The following is an 18,205-nucleotide window of genomic DNA, read 5'->3' as shown; positions in this document are numbered from 1 at the left end:
CCCTCAGGAAGGAGAGGCACCCGGGCGGGCCCGCCGGATCAAGGTGCTCGATCGGCGTGCTGGATCAGAGCGTTCGATCAGATTGCTCGATCGAGGCGTTCGATCAGCGTGCTCAGGGTGCGCCGACGGTTTCCGCCTGCCGCGGCGGCTCGGTCGGTCCGGCCGGTCCGGTCCGTTCGGCCGGGTCGGGCTCCCGTGAGAGCACGCCCGGCCACCACACCTTCCGGCGCAGGGCGACGCTGGCGCTGGTCACCAGGTACGTCCGTACGAGGAAGGTGTCGAGCAGGACGCCGACGGCGATCACGAAGCCGAGCTGGACCAGCTGCACCAGGCCCATGTTCGTCAGCACGGCGAAGGTCGCGGCGAGGACCAGTCCGGCGGAGGCGATGACGCCGCCGGTGGTGCGCAGCGCGGTGAGTGCCGCCGCGGTCGGTTCTGCTCCCGCCAGGGACTCCTCCCTCATCCGATGCATGAGGAAGATGCCGTAATCGACGCCGAGGGCGACCAGGAACACGAAGGACAGCAGTCCGAGCCCCGGATCGGTGCCCTTGAGGCCGAGGAGCGGTTCGAAGACCAGTCCGCCGATCCCGAGGGAGGCACCCCACACCGCGACGACCGCGACCACCAGGAGCAGCGGTGCGACCAGACTCCGCAGCAGCCCGATCAGGATGAGCATCACGGAGACGAGGACGAGCGGCACGACGATCTTCGTGTCCCGGGCGTTGGTGACCTCCAGGTCGATCTGCTGGGCGCTGTCCCCGCCGACGTAGGAGCCCTTCAGTTCGTCCCGCAGGGACTTGATGGTGGCGGTCTCCCCCGCCGACTGGGGTGCGCTCTTCGCGAAGACGGAGATCTCGGTCCAGCCGTCTCCCGTACGCCCCTTCTCCGCGCTGCCGACGCCCGGTGTGCCACGGACGGTCGCGAGGGTCTCGTCGGCGCGCCCCTGCGGGGTGATCACGTCGATGGGCTGGCTGCCCTGCCCGGGATAGGACTTGGCGAGGGTCTCCATCGCGACGACGGCCTCCGGCTTGGTGACGAAGGAGTCCTCCTGCTTGAGCGGTCCCGGCAGGTTGAGCGAGCCCAGGGCGAGGGCGCCGAGCAGTACGGCACCGCTCGCGAGTACGGTCAGCGGCCTGCGTCCGGCAGAGCTGCCCATCGCCGAGAACAGGCTCCGCCGCTGCTTGGGCGTACTCCCGAAGACGGGCACGAGCGGCCAGAACACACGCCGTCCGACCACTACGAGGATGGCGGGGAGCAGGGTCATCATCGCGATCAGCGCGCACAGCACACCGACGGTGCCGAGCGGGCCCATGCCCCGGCTGCTGTTGAGGTCGGCGGCGAGCAGGCACAGCAGTCCGGCGGCGACGGTGCCTGAGGAGGCGAGCACGGCGGGCCCGCAGCCGCGCAGGGCGGCGACCATGGCCTCGTACGGTCGCTCGAAGCGCCGCAGCTCCTCCCGGTAGCGCGAGACGAGCAGCAGCGCGTAGTCCGTGCCCGCCCCGAACACGAGGATCGTCATCACACCCGAACTCTGCCCCGAGACGGTCGTGCCGAAGGCCTGGTTGAGGCCGTAGGCGACACCCATGGACATGTAGTCGGCGATCCCGGCGACGACGAGGGGCACGAGCCACAGCACGGGGCTGCGGTAGATAAGGATCAGCAGTACGGCGACGACGGCGACGGTGGTGTAGAGCAGCGGTCCGCCGAGCGAGTCGTAGACCGCGCCGGAGTCGGTGGCCAGCGCGCCGGTGCCGCCCACGTCGACGCTCAACCCGCCTTCGCCCTGGGCGACTTCGCGGACGTCGTTGACGAGCTTGTCCCGCTGCGCCTCGTTCGCCCCGGGCTCATTGCTGGCGACCGGGTACATCAGGGTCGTGCCGTCCTTGGACGGAATCCCCTTGGGAGCACCGCCGATCAGCTCGTGCTGCCGCGTGATCTCCGCGACCTGCCCGGCCGCGGTCTTCCGGTCGGCGGCGCTGAGCCCGCCGTCCCGGTGGTAGACGAGCACCATCTCGGTGGTCTCGCCCCCGGGCAACTTGTCCTCGATCTTCGCCGCTCGCGTCGAGTCCGCGCTCGCCGGCAGGTAGTCGGTGACCTTGTCGTGCTGCACGTCGGCGAGCTTCGCCGCGAACGGCCCGACGAGCGCGATCACGGCAATCCACAGCCCGAGCACCGCCCATGGAACGGCTCGCCTGCGTCCCGTCCTCGTCGTGGTTGTCTCTGCGGCCCTCATTGACCGATCTCCCTCCGGGTGACGTCTGCTTCGGTCCCCAGACTTCCGGTGAGAACCACGGCTTTCGTCGGGCGGGAGGGCGAGGTGACGCGTACTGCCGGGGGCGACAGCGGGTGCGGATTACTCCCTGGGGAGTAGTCGGCGGACGGCGCGCCGCCCCGGAAGGGGCGCGGGGAACCGCGCGACCAGCCCTCACCGACCCGCAGCAGAAATCAATCCCCCGCCGGGAGGGCGCGAGGGGCCCGGCCGACCTGGCCCGCGCCCGAGGAGCCGGAGGACCTGGAGGCGGCGGCCTGCTACGGCCTCCTCCTCAACCGGCTGTTCGCGGACCCGGTGCCGACGGGCCAATACCCGGACGGCCTCGGCGAGTTGATGCCAGGCGACGTCGAGGTCGGCCTGAAGGTCATCTCGGAGCCGGTCGACTGGTACGGGATCAACTGCTACGCCCCGACCAGGGTGGGCGCGCCCCAGGGCTCGGAGATCGAGTTCGGCGGACTGACGATGCCCGCCGAACTCCCCTTCTCCGTAAGAGAGATCGAGCGGTACGGCGGTGATCTGGATCAAAGACCTCACCCGGACCACCAATTGATCACGACTCGATACGGGCCCTAGTCGTCCGCGCGGCCCTCGATCACGACCAGGAACGCGTCCGACTTGAGGTCCATGATCACCGTCGCGGGCTCGCCCTCGGCCCGGCGGGCGGCGGCGTATTCCTCCGCGGGCCAGGAGCCGCGCGGTGAGCCTGCGGGAAAACTCTCCAGCACCTTCGCAGTCATGGCGGCGGACACCTCCGGCGGAACTTTCGGACGGGACACAGAACCTGTACCTCACCGGCTGCCCGGCTATCACTCGGACATGCCCGTGTACGCCATCCGGCACAACCCGCATCCGCATATCGCGCCCGGCGGGAAGGGATCACCGGGAGCCGTGGCGGACCACGGGCGAACGATTGATGCCAAGGAGCCGGAAACGATGAACGACGACGACTCCACGGGCGGGCTCCGCTGTCTGGTGACCGGTGCCACCGGCTACATCGGGGGCAGGCTCGTACCGGAGCTGCTCGCCGCCGGGTACCAGGTGCGCTGTCTGGCCCGTACCCCCCGCAAGCTGCGCGACCACCCGTGGGCCGGTGACGTGGAGGTGGTCAAGGGGGATGTCACGGACCCTGATTCGCTCGCCGAGGCGATGCGGGACGTCGACGTGGCGTACTACCTGGTGCACGCGCTCGGCAGCGGAGACAGCTTCGAGGCGACCGACCGCCTCGCGGCCCGTGTCTTCGGTGAGCAGGCGAAGGCGGCCGGGGTACGCCGGATCGTGTACCTCGGCGGTCTCACACCGGCCGGTGTGCCGGAGCGGGAACTGTCCCCGCATCTGCGCTCGCGTGCGGAGGTCGGTCACATCCTCATGGCGTCCGGTGTGCCGACAGCGGTGCTGCGCGCGGCGGTGATCATCGGCTCCGGCTCGGCCTCCTTCGAGATGCTGCGCTATCTGACCGAGCGGCTGCCGGTGATGGTGACCCCGAGCTGGGTGCACACCCGTATCCAGCCGATCGGCGTCAAGGACGTGCTGCGCCTGCTGGTGGGCTCCGCGCGGCTGCCGGAGGACGTGAACCGGACCTTCGACATCGGCGGCCCGGACATCCTGACGTACCGGGAGATGATGCTCAGGTACGCGCGGTTGGCCCACCTGCCGCACCGGCTGATCCTGTCCGTGCCGATGCTGACGCCGGGGCTGTCCAGCCACTGGGTGGGGCTGGTGACCCCGGTGCCCGCGTCCATCGCCCGCCCGCTGACCGAGTCGCTGCGCTACGAGGTGGTGTGCCGCGAGCACGACATCCGGCGGTATCTGCCCGACCCGCCGGGGCATCCGTTCACCTTCGACGAGGCGGTCCAGCTGGCCCTGCGCCGGGTGCGGGAGGCGAAGGTGGTCACCCGCTGGTCGTCGGCGTCGGTGCCCGGCGCGCCGAGCGACTCGCTGCCGACCGACCCGGACTGGGCGGGCGGCAGCCTGTACACCGACGAGCGCGAGACGCTGGTGGACGCGCCGCTGAACCGGCTGTGGCGGGTGATCGAGGGGGTCGGCGGCGACAACGGCTGGTACTCCTTCCCGCTCGCCTGGAGCCTGCGCGGCTGGATGGACCGGGCGATGGGCGGGGTGGGGCTGCGCCGGGGCCGCCGGGACGCGGAGCGGCTGCGGGTGGGCGACTCGCTGGACTTCTGGCGGGTCGAGGAGATCGAGCCGGGCCATCTGCTGCGGCTGCGGGCCGAGATGCGGCTGCCGGGACTCGCCTGGCTGGAGATGTACGCGGAGCCGGACGGCGAGGGACGCAGCCGGTACCGGCAGCGGGCGGTGTTCCATCCGCGCGGGCTGCTCGGCCAGGCGTACTGGTGGGCCGTGTCGCCGTTCCACGCGATCGTGTTCGGGGGGATGGCCCGCAACATCGCGCGCGCCGCCGTCCACGGTCCCATGCCCACGATGAAGAACCGGAGCCTCGCGAAACGGGGGCTGAAGGACCTGGGTCTGAGGAACCGGAGGCTGAGAAGGCGGGCGCGGCGTTGACGGACGCGTCCGTACGGCGCCCTCGCCCGGAAGAGTCCACCGTCCGCATCCCCTGCTCCGGAGCCGTTCGATGAACACCTCGGTCGTCCTGTTCACCGCCGATCTGCGTCTGCACGACCATCCGCCGCTGCGCGCGGCCCTGGACGGGGCCCGGCAGGTGGTGCCGCTGTTCGTGCGCGACGACGGCATCGACGGCGCGGGTTTCGCCGCGCCCAACCGGCTGGCGTTCCTCGCCGACTGCCTGCGGGACCTGGACGCCGGGCTGCGCGAGCGCGGCGGCCGGCTCGTGGTGCGCTCCGGGGACGTGGTGACCGAGGTGTGCAAGGTGGTCGCCGAGGCGGACGCCGACGAGGTGCACATGGCCGCCGACGCCAGCGGTTACGCGCAGCGCCGCGAGCACGCCCTGCGCCGCGCGCTGGAGGCGGACGGGCGCAGGCTGCACGTCCACGACACGGTGACCGGTGCCGTCGAGCCCGGCGTGGTGACCCCGACGGCCTCGGACCACTTCGCCGTGTTCACCCCGTACTTCCGGCGCTGGTCGGAGCAGTCGCTGCGGGACCCGCTCGGCGTGCCCCGGAAGGTGAGCGTGCCGGAGGGCATCAAGTCCGAGGAACTCCCGTCCCGCGGCGCGGTGTCGGGCACCTCGCCGGGGCTCGCCGAGGGCGGGGAGGCGGAGGCTCGTCGGCTGGTGGCCGCCTGGCTGCGCTCGGGGATCGGTGAGTACGAGCACCGGCACGACGACCTGGCCGGCGACGGCACCTCCCGGCTCTCCCCGCATCTGCACTTCGGCACCGTCTCGCCGGTGGAACTCGTGCACCGGTCCCGGCTGGAGGGCGGTGCGGGCGCGGAGGCGTTCGTACGGCAGGTCGCCTGGCGGGACTTCAACCGGCAGGTGCTGGCGGTGCGGCCGGAGGTGTCCCACGCCGACTACCGGACCAGGCGCGACCGCTGGCGCACCGGGCGGAAGGCCGAGGCGGACATCGAGGCGTGGCGGGAGGGCCGTACCGGCTACCCGATCGTGGACGCGGCGATGCGGCAGTTGCGGCACGAGGGCTGGATGCACAACCGGGGCAGGCTGCTGACCGCGAGTTTCCTGACCAAGACGCTGTACGTGGACTGGCGGGTGGGCGCCCGGCACTTCCTGGACCTGCTGGTCGACGGGGACGTGGCCAACAACCAGCTCAACTGGCAGTGGACGGCCGGCACGGGCACCGACACCCGCCCCAACCGCGTGCTGAATCCGACGGCCCAGGCCAAGCGGTACGACCCGGACGGCGCCTACGTCCGTTACTGGGTCGAGGAGTTGGCGGACGTGGAGGGCCCGGCGGTGCACGAGCCGTGGAAGCTGAGCGGGTCGGAGCGGGCGGCGATCGCGGACTACCCGGACCCGGTGGTCGACCTCAGGGACGGGCTGGAACGGTTCAAGCACGCACGCGGGCTGGAGTGAGGTCCCGGGCGGGCTCGGTGCCGTAGGCGGCGGTGAGGGTGTCGAGGGCGTCGGCGAGGCCGGTCGGGCGGAGCATGCCCTGGCAGGAGCGGCCGGCCCAGCCGGGGCCGCCGAGCATCATCAGGGTCTGCCCGCGGGCGCCGCGTACGCCCCATTCGATGGCCGCGACATGCCGGGCCAGCGGCAGGCTCGCGGTGGGGCGGGCCTGGGACCAGAGCACGACGGCGGCCGGACCCAGGCGCCGTACGGCGGCGGCGAGCGCGTCGGCGGGGACGGCGCTGCCGAACATCCGGGTGGGGACGCCGTGTTGGACCAGCGCGGCGTTGAGCGCCTCCAGCGGGAGGGTGTGCTGTTCATCGGGGGCGCAGGCGAGCAGGACGGGCCCGGCCACGGGGGTGCCGGCCGGACCGAGCCGGGGGGTGTGGCGGCGCAGGACGGTGGAGACGTGCCAGGACAGCAGGTGCTCCACCTCGATGTAACGGTCGCCCGAGGAGACCCACTTGCGGCCCACCGCGTGCAGGGCGGGCGCCATCACGTCCTGCCAGGCGACGGTGATGCCGTACTCGGCGACGACACCGTCCAACTGCTCCTCCACGGCCGGGGCATCGAGGCGGACGGCGGCGCGGGCCAGTCCCCGGCACTCCTGGCGCACGTCTCCCAGGGGCAGTGCGCCGGGGGCGCGGGAGCGGAGCACGGGGGTCTGGGCTCGGTCGCCAGGCGGCTGCCTGGCGTCGCGCGCGGCGCGGGCGGCCTCGGCGGGCGGTACGCCCGAGGAAGTCAGCCGGCACATCGACTCCAGCACGGCCACGTCGTCGGGCGTCCAGCGGCGGTGTCTGCCGTCGGCGCGGGTGGCGGGGCCGAGGCCGTAGCGGCGGTCCCAGGAGCGCAGGGTGGTGGGCGAGACACCGAGTCTGCGGGCGAGGGCGCCCGTGGTCAGCCCGGCTCCGGGTACCGGAACCTCGGCTTGGTCGTCCATACGTCGACTGTACGCCGGGAACGACGCAGAAACGACGCGAGTTGTCGCCCGCACCGGCCGCCTCACACGATGACCTGACCGTCCCACCCGAGGAGCCAGGTCATGACCTCGTATCCGACCCCGTCCGCCACCGCCGCGCCGCCCGTGGCCCCGGCCGGGGACGGGTGCGACGACGAGGAGCTGGCGCGGGGCCTGGCCGCGGGGGACGAGGACTGTCTCGCGGCCGTGTACCGGCGCTGGTCCTCGCTGGTGTACGCGCTCGCCCGCCGCGCGCTGGGGAACGCCGGTGAGGCGGAGGACGTGACCCAGCAGGTGTTCCTCGGGGTGTGGCGGGGCCGTTCGGGCTACCGCCCCGAGCGCGGGCCGCTGGGCGGCTGGATCGTCGGCATCACCCGGCGCAAGATCTTCGACGCGCTGGCGGCCCGGGCCCGCCGGGGCGAGCTGGTCGCGGCGGCGGCCGCGTCCCTGTCCCGTACCGCGCTCACCGCCGAGACCTCCGCCGACCCGGAGACGGTGCTCGACCGGCTCCTGGTCCGGCGCGAGCTGGGGCGACTGCCTGCGGCCCAGCGGCGGGTGCTCTACCTGGCCTTCTACGAGGACCTCACGCAGCCGCAGATCGCTGCCCGGACGGGCTGGCCGCTGGGCACGGTGAAGAGCCACGCGCGCCGGGGCCTGCACCGGCTGCGCCACGGCATCGAGCGGCCGGAGCCGGTGGAAGCGGGCGGCTGAGCGGGGGCGCGAATTCCGTGTGAAGTATTGCCTGAACACCCCTACCCATACGGGAATAAAAGGCGCAGAATGGACGGATACGCGATACGCGGCACTCCACCGCTGGCCCACCGGACGCGGTCGAGTCCGCTCGGCTCGACGGAAGGAGGACCGTACGCAGCCCCCCATCGACAACGAAGGACGCGAGGCCGGTCCGCCGGAGCGGACCGGCCTCCTCGTGCGCGGGGGCGGCGCGTCCCGGCCGGAGGTCTTTGACACGGTTCGCGGCGCTTTCTAGCTTGAGCCGGGCCACAGCGTTCCGTGACCTCTCGAGGCTGGAGTCCGCCCTGTCCGCTCGCCCCGCCCCCGGCCGCCGCCTCGCCACGGCCGCCGCGCTCCTCGGCCTGATCGGCACCCTCACCACCACCGCCTGGGCGGGCCCGAAGGACCGCGCCCCGGCGCCGCGCCCGCCCTCCGGGGCCACCCGCGTCCCGGACGCGGCGGGCACGGCCACCCCGCTCGCCTCCTTCGCGCTGCAGTCCACGGCCAAGGTCCGCGAGTCGGCGGCCGCCGTCTCCTCCCCCGGCTACCCGGCACGCGGCTGGCACCACGCGGGCCCCCGCTCCACCGTCCTCGCGGCCCTGCTGGCCGAGGGCCGCTACCCGGACCCCTTCCGCTCGACCAACCTGAGCAGAATCCCGAAGGCCGACTTCAAGGTGCCCTGGTGGTACCGCTCCGACTTCACCGTGTCCGACACCTCCCGGCGCACCCGTCTGGACTTCAGCGGGGTCGTCCCGGCCGCCGAAGTCCACGTCAACGGCCACCGGGTGGCGACGGACGCGCAGGTGAAGGGCGCGTACACCCGGCATGAGCTGGACATCACCCCGCTGGTGCGGCCCGGCCGGAACACGGTCGCCTTCCGGGTGCGGCCCAACGACCCGAACCGGGACCTCAGCATGGGCTGGCTCGACTGGCTCCAGCCGCCCCCGGACCAGAACATGGGCCTGGTCCGCGACGTCCTGGTCCGGCGCGGCGGGCCGGTCGCGCTGGGCGACGCCCATGTGGTGACCGAGCTGGCCGTGCCGTCCCTGGCCAGCGCCGGCCTGACCGTGAAGGCGCGGGTCCGCAACGACAGCGGCCGGGCGGTCACCGCGCTGGTCTCCGGCAGCGTCGCCGGGGCCACGCTCACCCGCCGGGTCGCCCTCGCCGCGCACGAGTCACGGACGGTCGCCTTCTCCCCCGCCGACGTCCCGGGCCTGCGCCTGAGGTCGCCGAGGGTGTGGTGGCCCGCTGGGATGGGCGGCCAGCCGCTGTACGACCTCGAGCTCACCGCCTCCGTGGCCGGTACCGTCTCCGACACCGCGCACGAGACCTTCGGCATCCGTGACGTCCGGGCACCCCTGAACAAGGACGGCGCCCGCCAGTACCGGATCAACGGGCGCCCGCTGCTGATCCGGGGCGGCGGCTGGTCGCCGGACCAGTTCCTGCGCTGGGACCGGGGCTATGTGGAGGACCGGCTGCGTTACGTCCTCGACCTCGGGCTGAACACGGTCCGGCTGGAGGGGCACATCGAGCCGGACGAGTTCTTCGACCTGGCCGACCGGCTCGGCGTGCTGACGCTGCCGGGCTGGGAGTGCTGCGACAAGTGGGAGGGCCAGGTCAACGAGGACGGGTCCGGGGAGAAGTGGGACGCGGACGACCACGTGGTGGCGAAGGCGTCCATGGCCGCCGAGGCGGCCCGGCTGCGCGGCCACCCGAGCGTCATCTCCTTCCTGATCGGCAGCGACGCGGCACCGAACGCCAAGATCGAGAAGAACTACCTGGACGCCCTCACCGCGGCCGACTGGCCCACCCCCGTGATCCCGGCCGCCTCGGACAACTCCGCGCCGAAGCTGGGCAGTTCGGGCATGAAGATGAGCGGCCCCTACGACTGGGTACCGCCCGCCTACTGGTACGCCAAGCGCGAGGGCGGCGCCACCGGCTTCAACTCCGAGACCAGCGCCGGGCCCAGCATCCCCACCCTGGACACCCTGCGCCGGATGATGACCCCGGCCGAGCTGGACACCCTGTGGAAGACCCCGGCGGCCAAGCAGTACCACCGCTCCCCCTCGGCGGTCTTCTCCACCCTCAAGCTCTACAACGACGCCCTCACCGCCCGCTACGGCGCCCCGGCCGGCCTCACCGACTATGTACGCAAGGCGCAGCTGGCCCAGTACGAGAACGTCCGCGCCGAGTTCGAGGCGTTCCGCCGCAACGCGCACGACGCCGACAAGCCGGCCACGGGGATCGTGCACTGGATGCTCAACAGCGGCTGGACCTCCCTGCACTGGCAGCTGATGGACCGCTATCTCGACCAGAACGGCGCCTACTTCGGCGCCAAGAAGGCGGGCGAGCCGCTGCACGTCCAGTACTCCTACGACGACCGCTCGGTGGTCGTCGTCAACGACCGGCACGCCCCCGCCACCGGCCTCACCGCGCGGGCCACCCTGTCCGACCCGGACGGCACCCCGCGCTACGAGCGGACCCTGACCGGGATGCGCGTACCCGGCGACGGTGCGCACAACACCGCGTTCGCGCTGCCCCGGCAGGTCGGCGGCACCTCCAGGACCCATCTGCTGCGCCTGGTGCTGACCGGCCCGGACGGCAGGGAGGTGAGCCGGAACGTGTACTGGCTCTCCACCAGGCCCGACACCCTCGACTGGGCGCACACCGACTGGTACTACACGCCGACTACCGCCTACGCGGACCTCAAGGGCCTCGCCTCCATGGCACGGGTCCCGGTGTCGGCCGTCGCGGCCACCAGGTCCTCCGGCGCACTGTCCACCACGACGGTGACCCTGCGCCGCACCGGCGGCGGCCGGACGCCCTCGCTGCTGACCGACGTCCATCTGGTCGACGGCAAGGGCCGGCCGGTGCTTCCGGTGCGCTGGTCGGACAACCAGGTCGGGCTCTGGCCGGGCGAGACGGTGACGCTCACCGCCACCTACCGCACGGCCGACCTGCGCGGCTCGGCGCCACGGGTGCGGGTCTCCGGCTGGAACACCCCCGAACACACCGTCCCCGCTTCCTGATTCCCGCCCGCTCCGCCGCGTCGGCGGCCGCCGCCACGGGCACTCTCCCGGTGGGAGTTCCTGGGCGGCGGCGCCGGAGTGGACTGGGTCCGTCCGCAGCGGGCACTTGCCACATCAGCAGGGGCCGAGACCACTAGGGGTGGACATGGAAGTATCAGGGATCATCAGCGCCATCATCATCGGCATCGTCATCGGTGTGCTGGGGCGGCTGGTCGTGCCGGGACGCCAGCACATCGGCGTGATCGTCACCATTCTCGTCGGCATCGTGGCCGCCCTGCTGGGCTCGGCCATCGCGGCGGGCCTGGGTGTGGCGGACACCGACGGGCCCGACTGGATCGAGTGGCTGATCCAGATCGCCCTGGCCGCGGTCGGCATCGCCGCGCTGGACCGGACGCTGGGCCGCCGCCACTGACCCTCGGGTCACCTCTTGTACAGATACGGCGTCGTGGTGGTCAGGGCGTGCAGCCCGAGGCGTTCCAGGACGGGGCGGCTCATGGCGGAGGCGTCCACCTGGACATGACGGCAGCCGTGGGCGGCGGCGACGCGGGTGCGGTGGGCGACCAGGGCGCGGTACAGGCCCCGGCCCCGCCACTCCTCGACGGTGCCGCCGCCCCAGAGTCCGGCGAAGTCCCCGCCCGGCACGAGCTCCAGCCGGGCGGAGGCCACCGGCTCGTCCCCGGCCAGCGCGACCACGGCGAGGACCGTGCCGGGATCGGCGGCGAGCCGGGCCAGCAGATGGTCGCGCAGGGCGGTGCCGTCGGCGCCGAAGACCTTCTCGTGCACGTCCACGACGAGATCGACGCCCGCCGCGTCTGCGGCCCGGACCAGGCGGACGCCGTCCGGGAGGCGTTCCTCCAGGTTGAGTTCCGCGATCTCGCCGACCATCAGCGTTTCCGGCTCTTCGGCCCGGAACCCCGCGGCGGTGAGGCGCTCGCCCAGATCCGCCGGCCCGTCGTGGCCGTAGAGCTTCCACTCGAAGTCCCGGCCCAGGCCCGTGAAGTGGGCGATCTGCTCCTCGATGGCACGGTCGGCCCCGGCCGCGTCGAGGCCGGACCAGACGACACCGTTCCAGCCCCGCCCGCCCGCGACCTGGCGCACCACGGCACCGGCCCGCTCGATCCGGGCGCCGGGCGCGTCGGGGCGGGCGTTCCGCCGCATCTGATGGTCGTAGCGGGCGAGTACCGCGGAGTGGTCCATGCGGGTCACTCCAGCATCCGGGCCGGGGCCGGGCAACGGCATTTTCCCGAACGGGCCGTGTGGTCAGCCGAGTTCGAGCGTGGCGATGCCGAACACGCGCTCGGCGGCGTGGTCGCGGACCGGGCCGGTGTACATGCGGGCCGTCTCGAAGGAGGGGCTGAGTCCGGCCGCGAGGGCCATGTCGACCCCGGCCTTGTTCGGCTCGGGTACGTCGATGGCGATCTGCCGGCCGGTGTGGTCGGCGGTGAGGGCGGCGAACAGGGCGTGCGCGTCGTCGGCGGTGTCGGCGAAGAGGGGGCCGATGCGCAGACAGTCCGCGCCGGGGCGGATCACGCCGTAGCCGGTGAGGCGGTCGCCGTCGTGGCGTACGTAGGCGTGGTGGCCGGGCGCGGTGAGCCACTCGGCGAGGAAGCGGGGGCGGTCGGCCGGGGTGCAGGCGCTGTCGTAGCGGGTGATGGCGTCGAGATCGCCGGGCTGGGCGTGGCGCACCGCGGTGGGCGGCTCGGCCGCCGGGGCGGGGCCAGTGTAGCGGGCGGTGCGGTGGGCGAGTTCGAAGCCGGAGCGGCGGTAGTTGTCCTGCTGGTCGACGACGCCGTCCAGGCCGACGGTGCGCTCCCCGGCGTGGGCGAGCGCGGTCTTCCAGGTGGTCAGGCCGTACCCGTGGCCGCGCAGGTCGGGGCGGACGAGGTAGCAGCCGAGGAAGGCGTAGTCCGTGCCGTAGTTGACGACGGAGATCGCGGACACCGGCTCGCCGTCGATACGGCCGAGGAAGAAGCCCTCGGGGTCCTGGGCGAAGAAGGCGGGGGCGTCGGAGAGTCCCGGATTCCAGCCTTCGGCCGCCGCCCAGCCGCTGATCACCGGCCAGTCGTCCAGGGCGGCCTGGGTGACGGTGAACTCCTGGGGGGCCGGTGACGTCATCGCTGCGCTCCGTTTCCGTGGGGTCGGGGGCGTGGCCGGGCCGCCGTCGAGCCGGTGAGGGCGTACGGCACGGTCGCACGCGCCGCATCCTTCCCGATCGGACGGCCCCGCGTCACGCCGGGACCGTACGGGCCGTGCGCGTACCGGGCGCAGGCACTACAAAGGCCCCACCGAGTGGTGCTGGGTCGGTGGGGCCGTGTGGTGGAGCGGGATCAGCGCAGGCTGTCCGGGCGGAAACGCCGGTACAGGGCCGCGCCCGCCACCAGGAAGGCCGCGCTTCCGGCCAGCGCCGGGGCGGCGAAGTCCGATCCGGTGTGCGCCAGGCTGGGCGGTGCCACGGGGGTGTGCGGGACCGTCTTCGGCGGCGCCGGGGGCTGGTGCTTCGGCGGGGCCGGAGGCTGGTGCCTGGGCGGGGTGGGCGGCGCCACCGGCGGCGGGGTCGGCGCCTCGGAGTGGTTCTCGCAGTGGTTGCCGAAGGCCGGGTTGAGGGCACCGACGACGTCCACGCTGTTGCCGCAGGCGTTCACCGGGATGTCGACCGGCAGCTGGACGCCGTTGCCGGAGAGCACGCCGGGCGAGCCCTGGGTGACGCTGTGCGCCGTGGCGCCGCCGCCCCCGTTACCGCCACCGGCCCGGCTGCCACCGGCTTTGCTGCCACCGGCCTTGCTGCCGGAGCCGCCGTCGCTCACCGCGCCGCCGTCGTCGGAGCCGGTGTTCGCGCAGGAGTTGCCGAAGGCCGGGTTGAGGAGCCCGACCACGTCGACACTGTTGCCGCACACGTTCACCGGCACGCTGACCGGGGCCTGGACGGTGTTGCCGGAGAGCACACCGGGCGAGCCGACCGCGGCGCCGTCGGCGCTGGCACCACCGGCCGCGAAAGCGGCGGACACCGGCATGGCCATGGCCATCGCACCGGAGGCGGCGGCGACGCCGATCACACCGTTTCGGGTAGCCCGTTTCATAGGTTCCCTGCCTTCCAGAGGTCGTAGCGGGCAGTCACCCGCACCACATAGAACGCGGCCGAACCATTCGGGTTATGGCCTGTGCGGCTTTCACCCGTTCGGGGGGCACGATCGTTCGAACCGCACGTCAAGCCGTCGACCCGCCGCCCACGCGGATGGGTGGATCGTTCACCCGGCCGGAGGAGGTCACTCCGGCCGGCCCGGAGCGCGGGTCGCCACCCGGACGGCCGGGAGGCGACCCGTGCGGGGCCCGCTTATGGTGAGGACGGCGCCGCCCCTGTTCAGGGCGGTGGCGCCCTGGGAGGCGTTCGATGCCGGCCAAGGTCAAGCAGTCCAGACGGTCCGCCGTACGGCGCGGCGCGGGTGCGGGAGTGCTCGCCCTGGCGCTGCTCGGCGCGAGCCTGCCCGCGGCGGTGGCCGCCGAGCCCGGGTCCGATCAGGCCGATCGACCGGGCATGGCCCGCTTCTACGAACAGAAGATCGCCTGGGGCCGCTGTCAGGGACCGGACATGCCCAGGGACCTCCAGTGCGGCAAGGTGACCGTCCCGCTCGACTACGCCCACCCCGGCGCGGGCTCGCTCGATCTCGCGCTGGCCCGCTACCGCGCGACCGGCTCCTCCCACCGCGCGGTGCTGCTGAACTTCGGCGGGCCCGGCGCCTCCGGGGTGACCCAGCTGGCGGCCGGCGGCAAGGAGTTCATGGACCTCACCAACGGCTCCGACGTGGTCGCCTTCGATCCGCGCGGGGTCGGCCGCTCCTCCCCCGTCGGCTGCGGCGCCGGTGAGGAGCCCCCGTCGGACTCCGCCGGCCCGGACGCGAGCGTCGACATCAGCCGCCCGCAGCAGCTGATGACCCTGCTGAGGCAGTCCGCGGAGCTGTGCGCGAAGTACTCCGGGCCGGTGCTCAAGCACATAGGCACCGTGAACGCGGCCCGCGACATGGACGTCATACGCCAGGCCCTCGGCCAGAAGAAGCTGGACTATCTGGGCTTCTCCTACGGCACCCGGCTCGGCGCGGTCTACGCGGCCCAGTTCCCGCGCAAGGTCGGCCGGATGGCCCTGGACGGCGTGGACACGCTGACCGAGCCGCTGTCCGAGCAGGGAGTGGCGGGCGCCCAGGGGCAGCAGACGGCGCTGGAGGGGTTCCTGGACTGGTGTGTGACGGACGTGGGCTGCCCGTTCGGCCAGGACCGGCGGGCGGCGGACGAGCAGGTGCTCCAGCTGGTCCGCTCGCTGGACGAGAACCCGGTGCCCACTGACTTCGGTGGCACCTTCTCCGGCCAGGACCTGGTGGGCGCCATCGGGACGGGCCTGTACAGCAAGGAACTGTGGCCGTCCCTGGAGCGGGCGCTCGCCACGCTGGTGGAGGACGGGGACGCGCGCCGGGTGCTCAGCTTCGCCTCGGGCGGCTTCGGACTGCCGATGCGCGCGAACGGGTCCGGCAAGAACAACGGCGGCCTGACCGATCCGCAGCAGGTGCCGATCGACAACCTCACGGCCGCGCTGATGGCGATCAACTGCGCGGACGACCCCGACCGGCCCTCCGCCGCCCGCCTCACCAAGGACCTCGCCGAGCTGCGCACCTCCTACGAGGCGGCGTCGCCGGTCTTCGGCCGCTACCGGCTCACCCAGCTGCTGATGTGCTACGGCCGCCCCAAGGGCACCGACTACATACGGGACGCGGTGAAGGACGTGCCGTCCTCCCGGATACTGCTGGTCGGCACACGCGGCGACCCGGCGACGCCGTACCGCTGGACCGAGGAGACGGCCCGCCGGCTGGGTTCCTCCGCCGTGGTGCTCGACAACAAGGGCGACGGCCACACCGGTTACACCTCGTCCAAGTGTGTGCACCGCAAGGTCGACGACTTCCTGATGTACGGCACGCTGCCGCCCAACGGCAGCTCGTGCCCGGCGGACGGGAAGGCGTGGAGCTCCACCGTGTCGACGGACCCCTGAGCGAAGGGTGACGCCGCAACTCCGGGGTCATGTCCGGCGTCACACTGGGTAGGCGCGGCCCCAGCCCGCCGACCGGACCCGATCGTGACAGGGGGACATCCTTCATGCGTTTCCGTACCGTCCACACCGTGCCCGTCCTCGCCGCATCCGCCGCCCTGCTGCTGGCCGCCGCGCCCGGCCAGGCCGCCCCACAGCACCAGGCCGCGCCCGCCCGGTGCGCCGAGAAGGCGCTCACCCTTCACGCCAAGGCGGTGAAGGGGAAGACGACCGTCGTCCGCTTCTCGGTGACCAACTCCGGCTCCCGCGCCTGTCTCGTGGACCGGGTTCCCACGATCACCTTCGGTGATCTTGACGGGGCCGCGCTGCCGACGCCCGAGGGCGGCCGGGGCACCTACCGGCTGGACGCCGGGAAGACGGCCTACGGAGCGGTGCGCACCATCGGCGACCCGGCCGACCCGGAGGCGCGGCGGTCCACCTCGATCGGTGTGTCGGCCTCGGCGTCCCAGTGGGGCCGCGCCTTCTCGGCCGCGCAGCTCGGCACCGGGCGCGACGTCCGGGTCTGGGAGCCGGTGACGACCTGGTGGCAGCCGACGCGCGCCAAGGCCGACAAGGCCATCGGCCTCGGCTGACGACGGGAAGCCGACGACGGGAACAGGTGAGCGGCGAACGCCCGGCCGAGTGCCGTGCCGGAGTCCAGGCGCATGGGCCAAGTCCCGTATTCTCACTACGACTTGACCGGCACGGCGCTTAGCCTTCGGGACCATGTGGACCACCCCGGGAAGACTCTGGCATATGCCTGAAGCATCCCCGTATCGTGTGTTGCCAAATCCCTTACGGGGCATCGCGGGCTGTGCCACAGTCGTAGCGGTCCCTCCGTTCCCCCTGGCCCTACCGTCCCCTCGGAGTGCGTCATGCCGCCCCCAGTCTCCGCGGACCGCCCACCCGCCCAGCCGCCAGGACGCGGCCCGGTCGAGGCGCTGATCTCGCAGACGCGGCGACTGAAGGGCGACGTGGACGCCGTACGGCGGGACGTGCGCGGGAACGGAACGGACCAGGACCCCGAGGGACGCTGGCAGCGCGCCCTGTACGACCTCGCCCTGCATCAACTCGATGATCTCGACGCCCACTTGGAGCAGTTACGGGACGGCCCGGCAGCTGCCGCGCCACCCGGGGGCGCGCCGTTCGGCCTGGTGGGCCGGGCGGAGTGGGGTCTCCTCACGGACGAGGCGGAGTGGTCGGTCGAGCTGTACCGCATCCTCGGCCTGGAGCCGTCCGTACCCGCGCTCACCCTGGATGAACTCCCGGCGCTGGTGCACGAGCAGGACCGGCCGCGGCTCACCGCGATGGTGACGGACTGCCTGGTGGACGCCAGGCCGATCGACGGCGAGTTCCGCGTACTGCGGCCCGACGACTCGGTGCGGACCGTGCACATGATGGGCGAACCCGTGCTGGGTGCGGACGGCGGCACCGTCTCCATGTGGGCCGTGGTCCGGGACGTGAGCGAACTACGCCTCCACGGCAGGTCGGTACGCGAGGTCCCGGGACCGCCTCCTGCCCGGCAGCGTCTCATCCAGGGACCGCCGACTCTCGACCTCGCGGCGCACCACCTGCCGGGCTCACCTCCTGTCACGGCGGCGGGCGACTGGTGTGATGTGCTCGAACTACCGGGTGGGGCCGCCCTGTTGAGTGTCGGTGACCTCACCGGCCCGGACCCCGCCACGCTGCTCGGCGCCGTGCACGGCATGGCACTGGCGGGCACCCGCCCCGGTCGACTGCTCGCCATACTCGATCAGTTGGGCCCAGCCACCTCATTGCGTGGCGCGGTCTGCTGCCGTTACGAGCCGCAGAATCGTACCCTCACCTGGGCGCGGTCCGGCCACCCCGTCCCGCTGCTGTTCCGCGATGGGACGGGCCGCCGGCTGACCGCACCGGACGACCCGCCCCCAAGCGCACACTCCCCCTACGGGCAGGACGAACTCACCCTGCGACCCGGTGACTTGCTCGTACTGCACACCGACCGGCTGAACGACACGGACGTGGACCGCCTGCTCGGTCTCGGCCCACGCCTGTGCACGGCCCGTACCGCGCGGGAGTGCGTGCGGTTGCTGGCCGGGGAGCTGGGCGCGGGGCAGCACGGCGACGCCTGTGTGCTCGTCGTCAGGGTCTCCGGGTAGCGCGT

General features: G+C 72.8%; 14 protein-coding genes and 1 pseudogene. 9 read left to right on the top strand and 6 right to left on the bottom strand.

The annotated features are described in order from the left end of the window. Positions 1-112: 112 nt before the first annotated feature. On the bottom strand, positions 113-2,233 hold the full coding sequence (locus ACIGA3_RS15805) for an MMPL family transporter (RefSeq protein ID WP_399715228.1): 2,121 nt from the start codon (positions 2,231-2,233) through the stop codon (positions 113-115). 240 nt (positions 2,234-2,473) lie between these two features. Here ACIGA3_RS15805 and ACIGA3_RS15800 point away from each other — a divergent pair. Beyond that, positions 2,474-2,773: pseudogene (locus tag ACIGA3_RS15800) on the top strand (beta-glucosidase); the annotation flags it as partial. 68 nt (positions 2,774-2,841) lie between these two features. Here ACIGA3_RS15800 and ACIGA3_RS15795 read toward each other — a convergent pair. Further along, the gene (locus tag ACIGA3_RS15795; protein ID WP_399715225.1) at positions 2,842-3,009 is read right to left on the bottom strand and encodes a hypothetical protein; all 168 of its coding nucleotides are present in this window, start codon (positions 3,007-3,009) and stop codon (positions 2,842-2,844) included. 196 nt (positions 3,010-3,205) lie between these two features. Between ACIGA3_RS15795 and ACIGA3_RS15790 the strand changes: the two genes are divergently transcribed. Beyond that, on the top strand, positions 3,206-4,792 hold the full coding sequence (locus ACIGA3_RS15790; protein ID WP_399715222.1) for an SDR family oxidoreductase: 1,587 nt from the start codon (positions 3,206-3,208) through the stop codon (positions 4,790-4,792). A gap of 70 nt (positions 4,793-4,862) precedes the next feature. Next, positions 4,863-6,239, top strand: a complete 1,377-nt coding sequence (locus tag ACIGA3_RS15785; protein WP_399715220.1) for a cryptochrome/photolyase family protein — start codon at positions 4,863-4,865, stop codon at positions 6,237-6,239. Here ACIGA3_RS15785 and ACIGA3_RS15780 read toward each other — a convergent pair. After that, positions 6,214-7,215, bottom strand: a complete 1,002-nt coding sequence (locus tag ACIGA3_RS15780; RefSeq protein ID WP_399715217.1) for a MerR family transcriptional regulator — start codon at positions 7,213-7,215, stop codon at positions 6,214-6,216. The two genes, ACIGA3_RS15785 and ACIGA3_RS15780, sit on opposite strands and share 26 nt — an antisense overlap. Positions 7,216-7,317: 102 nt before the next feature. On the opposite strand from ACIGA3_RS15780, the gene ACIGA3_RS15775 reads away from it, so the two are divergent. The 3 genes from ACIGA3_RS15775 to ACIGA3_RS15765 all read left to right on the top strand — a co-directional run bounded on the left by ACIGA3_RS15775 (position 7,318) and on the right by ACIGA3_RS15765 (position 11,406). Further along, the gene (locus ACIGA3_RS15775; protein ID WP_399715215.1) at positions 7,318-7,944 is read left to right on the top strand and encodes a sigma-70 family RNA polymerase sigma factor; all 627 of its coding nucleotides are present in this window, start codon (positions 7,318-7,320) and stop codon (positions 7,942-7,944) included. Positions 7,945-8,270: 326 nt separating this feature from the next. Then, positions 8,271-10,994 (top strand): glycosyl hydrolase 2 galactose-binding domain-containing protein, encoded by a 2,724-nt coding sequence (locus ACIGA3_RS15770; RefSeq protein WP_399715453.1) that lies wholly within the window; start codon positions 8,271-8,273, stop codon positions 10,992-10,994. Between the two features lie 145 nt (positions 10,995-11,139). Then, on the top strand, positions 11,140-11,406 hold the full coding sequence (locus ACIGA3_RS15765) for a GlsB/YeaQ/YmgE family stress response membrane protein (RefSeq protein WP_399715212.1): 267 nt from the start codon (positions 11,140-11,142) through the stop codon (positions 11,404-11,406). 8 nt (positions 11,407-11,414) lie between these two features. Here ACIGA3_RS15765 and ACIGA3_RS15760 read toward each other — a convergent pair whose 3' ends face one another. The 3 genes from ACIGA3_RS15760 to ACIGA3_RS15750 form a co-directional block, all read right to left on the bottom strand. Then, positions 11,415-12,191, bottom strand: a complete 777-nt coding sequence (locus ACIGA3_RS15760) for a GNAT family N-acetyltransferase (RefSeq protein ID WP_399715209.1) — start codon at positions 12,189-12,191, stop codon at positions 11,415-11,417. A 63-nt stretch (positions 12,192-12,254) separates the two neighbouring features. After that, entirely contained in the window at positions 12,255-13,109 is an 855-nt protein-coding gene (locus ACIGA3_RS15755; protein WP_399715207.1) for a GNAT family N-acetyltransferase, read from the bottom strand. 212 nt (positions 13,110-13,321) lie between these two features. Next, positions 13,322-14,071: a chaplin gene (locus ACIGA3_RS15750; RefSeq protein ID WP_399715204.1), complete on the bottom strand. Its 750-nt coding sequence runs from the start codon at positions 14,069-14,071 to the stop codon at positions 13,322-13,324. A gap of 311 nt (positions 14,072-14,382) precedes the next feature. Between ACIGA3_RS15750 and ACIGA3_RS15745 the strand changes: the two genes are divergently transcribed. The 3 genes from ACIGA3_RS15745 (at position 14,383) to ACIGA3_RS15735 (ending at position 18,200) form a co-directional block, all read left to right on the top strand. Then, positions 14,383-16,026 carry an alpha/beta hydrolase gene (locus ACIGA3_RS15745; RefSeq protein WP_399715201.1) on the top strand — a complete coding sequence of 548 codons (1,644 nt, stop codon included), beginning with the start codon at positions 14,383-14,385 and terminating at the stop codon, positions 16,024-16,026. A gap of 104 nt (positions 16,027-16,130) precedes the next feature. Beyond that, a complete protein-coding gene (locus ACIGA3_RS15740) occupies positions 16,131-16,655 on the top strand; it encodes a DUF4232 domain-containing protein (RefSeq protein WP_399715199.1) in 525 nt (174 codons plus the stop codon). A gap of 282 nt (positions 16,656-16,937) precedes the next feature. Next, positions 16,938-18,200, top strand: a complete 1,263-nt coding sequence (locus ACIGA3_RS15735; protein ID WP_399715197.1) for a PP2C family protein-serine/threonine phosphatase — start codon at positions 16,938-16,940, stop codon at positions 18,198-18,200. The last annotated feature ends 5 nt before the right edge of the window (positions 18,201-18,205 follow it).

This window comes from Streptomyces sp. NPDC085596 (assembly GCF_044541565.1).
Lineage (GTDB): Bacteria > Actinomycetota > Actinomycetes > Streptomycetales > Streptomycetaceae > Streptomyces.
The sequence above is the reverse complement of the archived record's forward strand: the minus strand, read 5'-3'. Positions and strand labels throughout refer to the sequence as shown.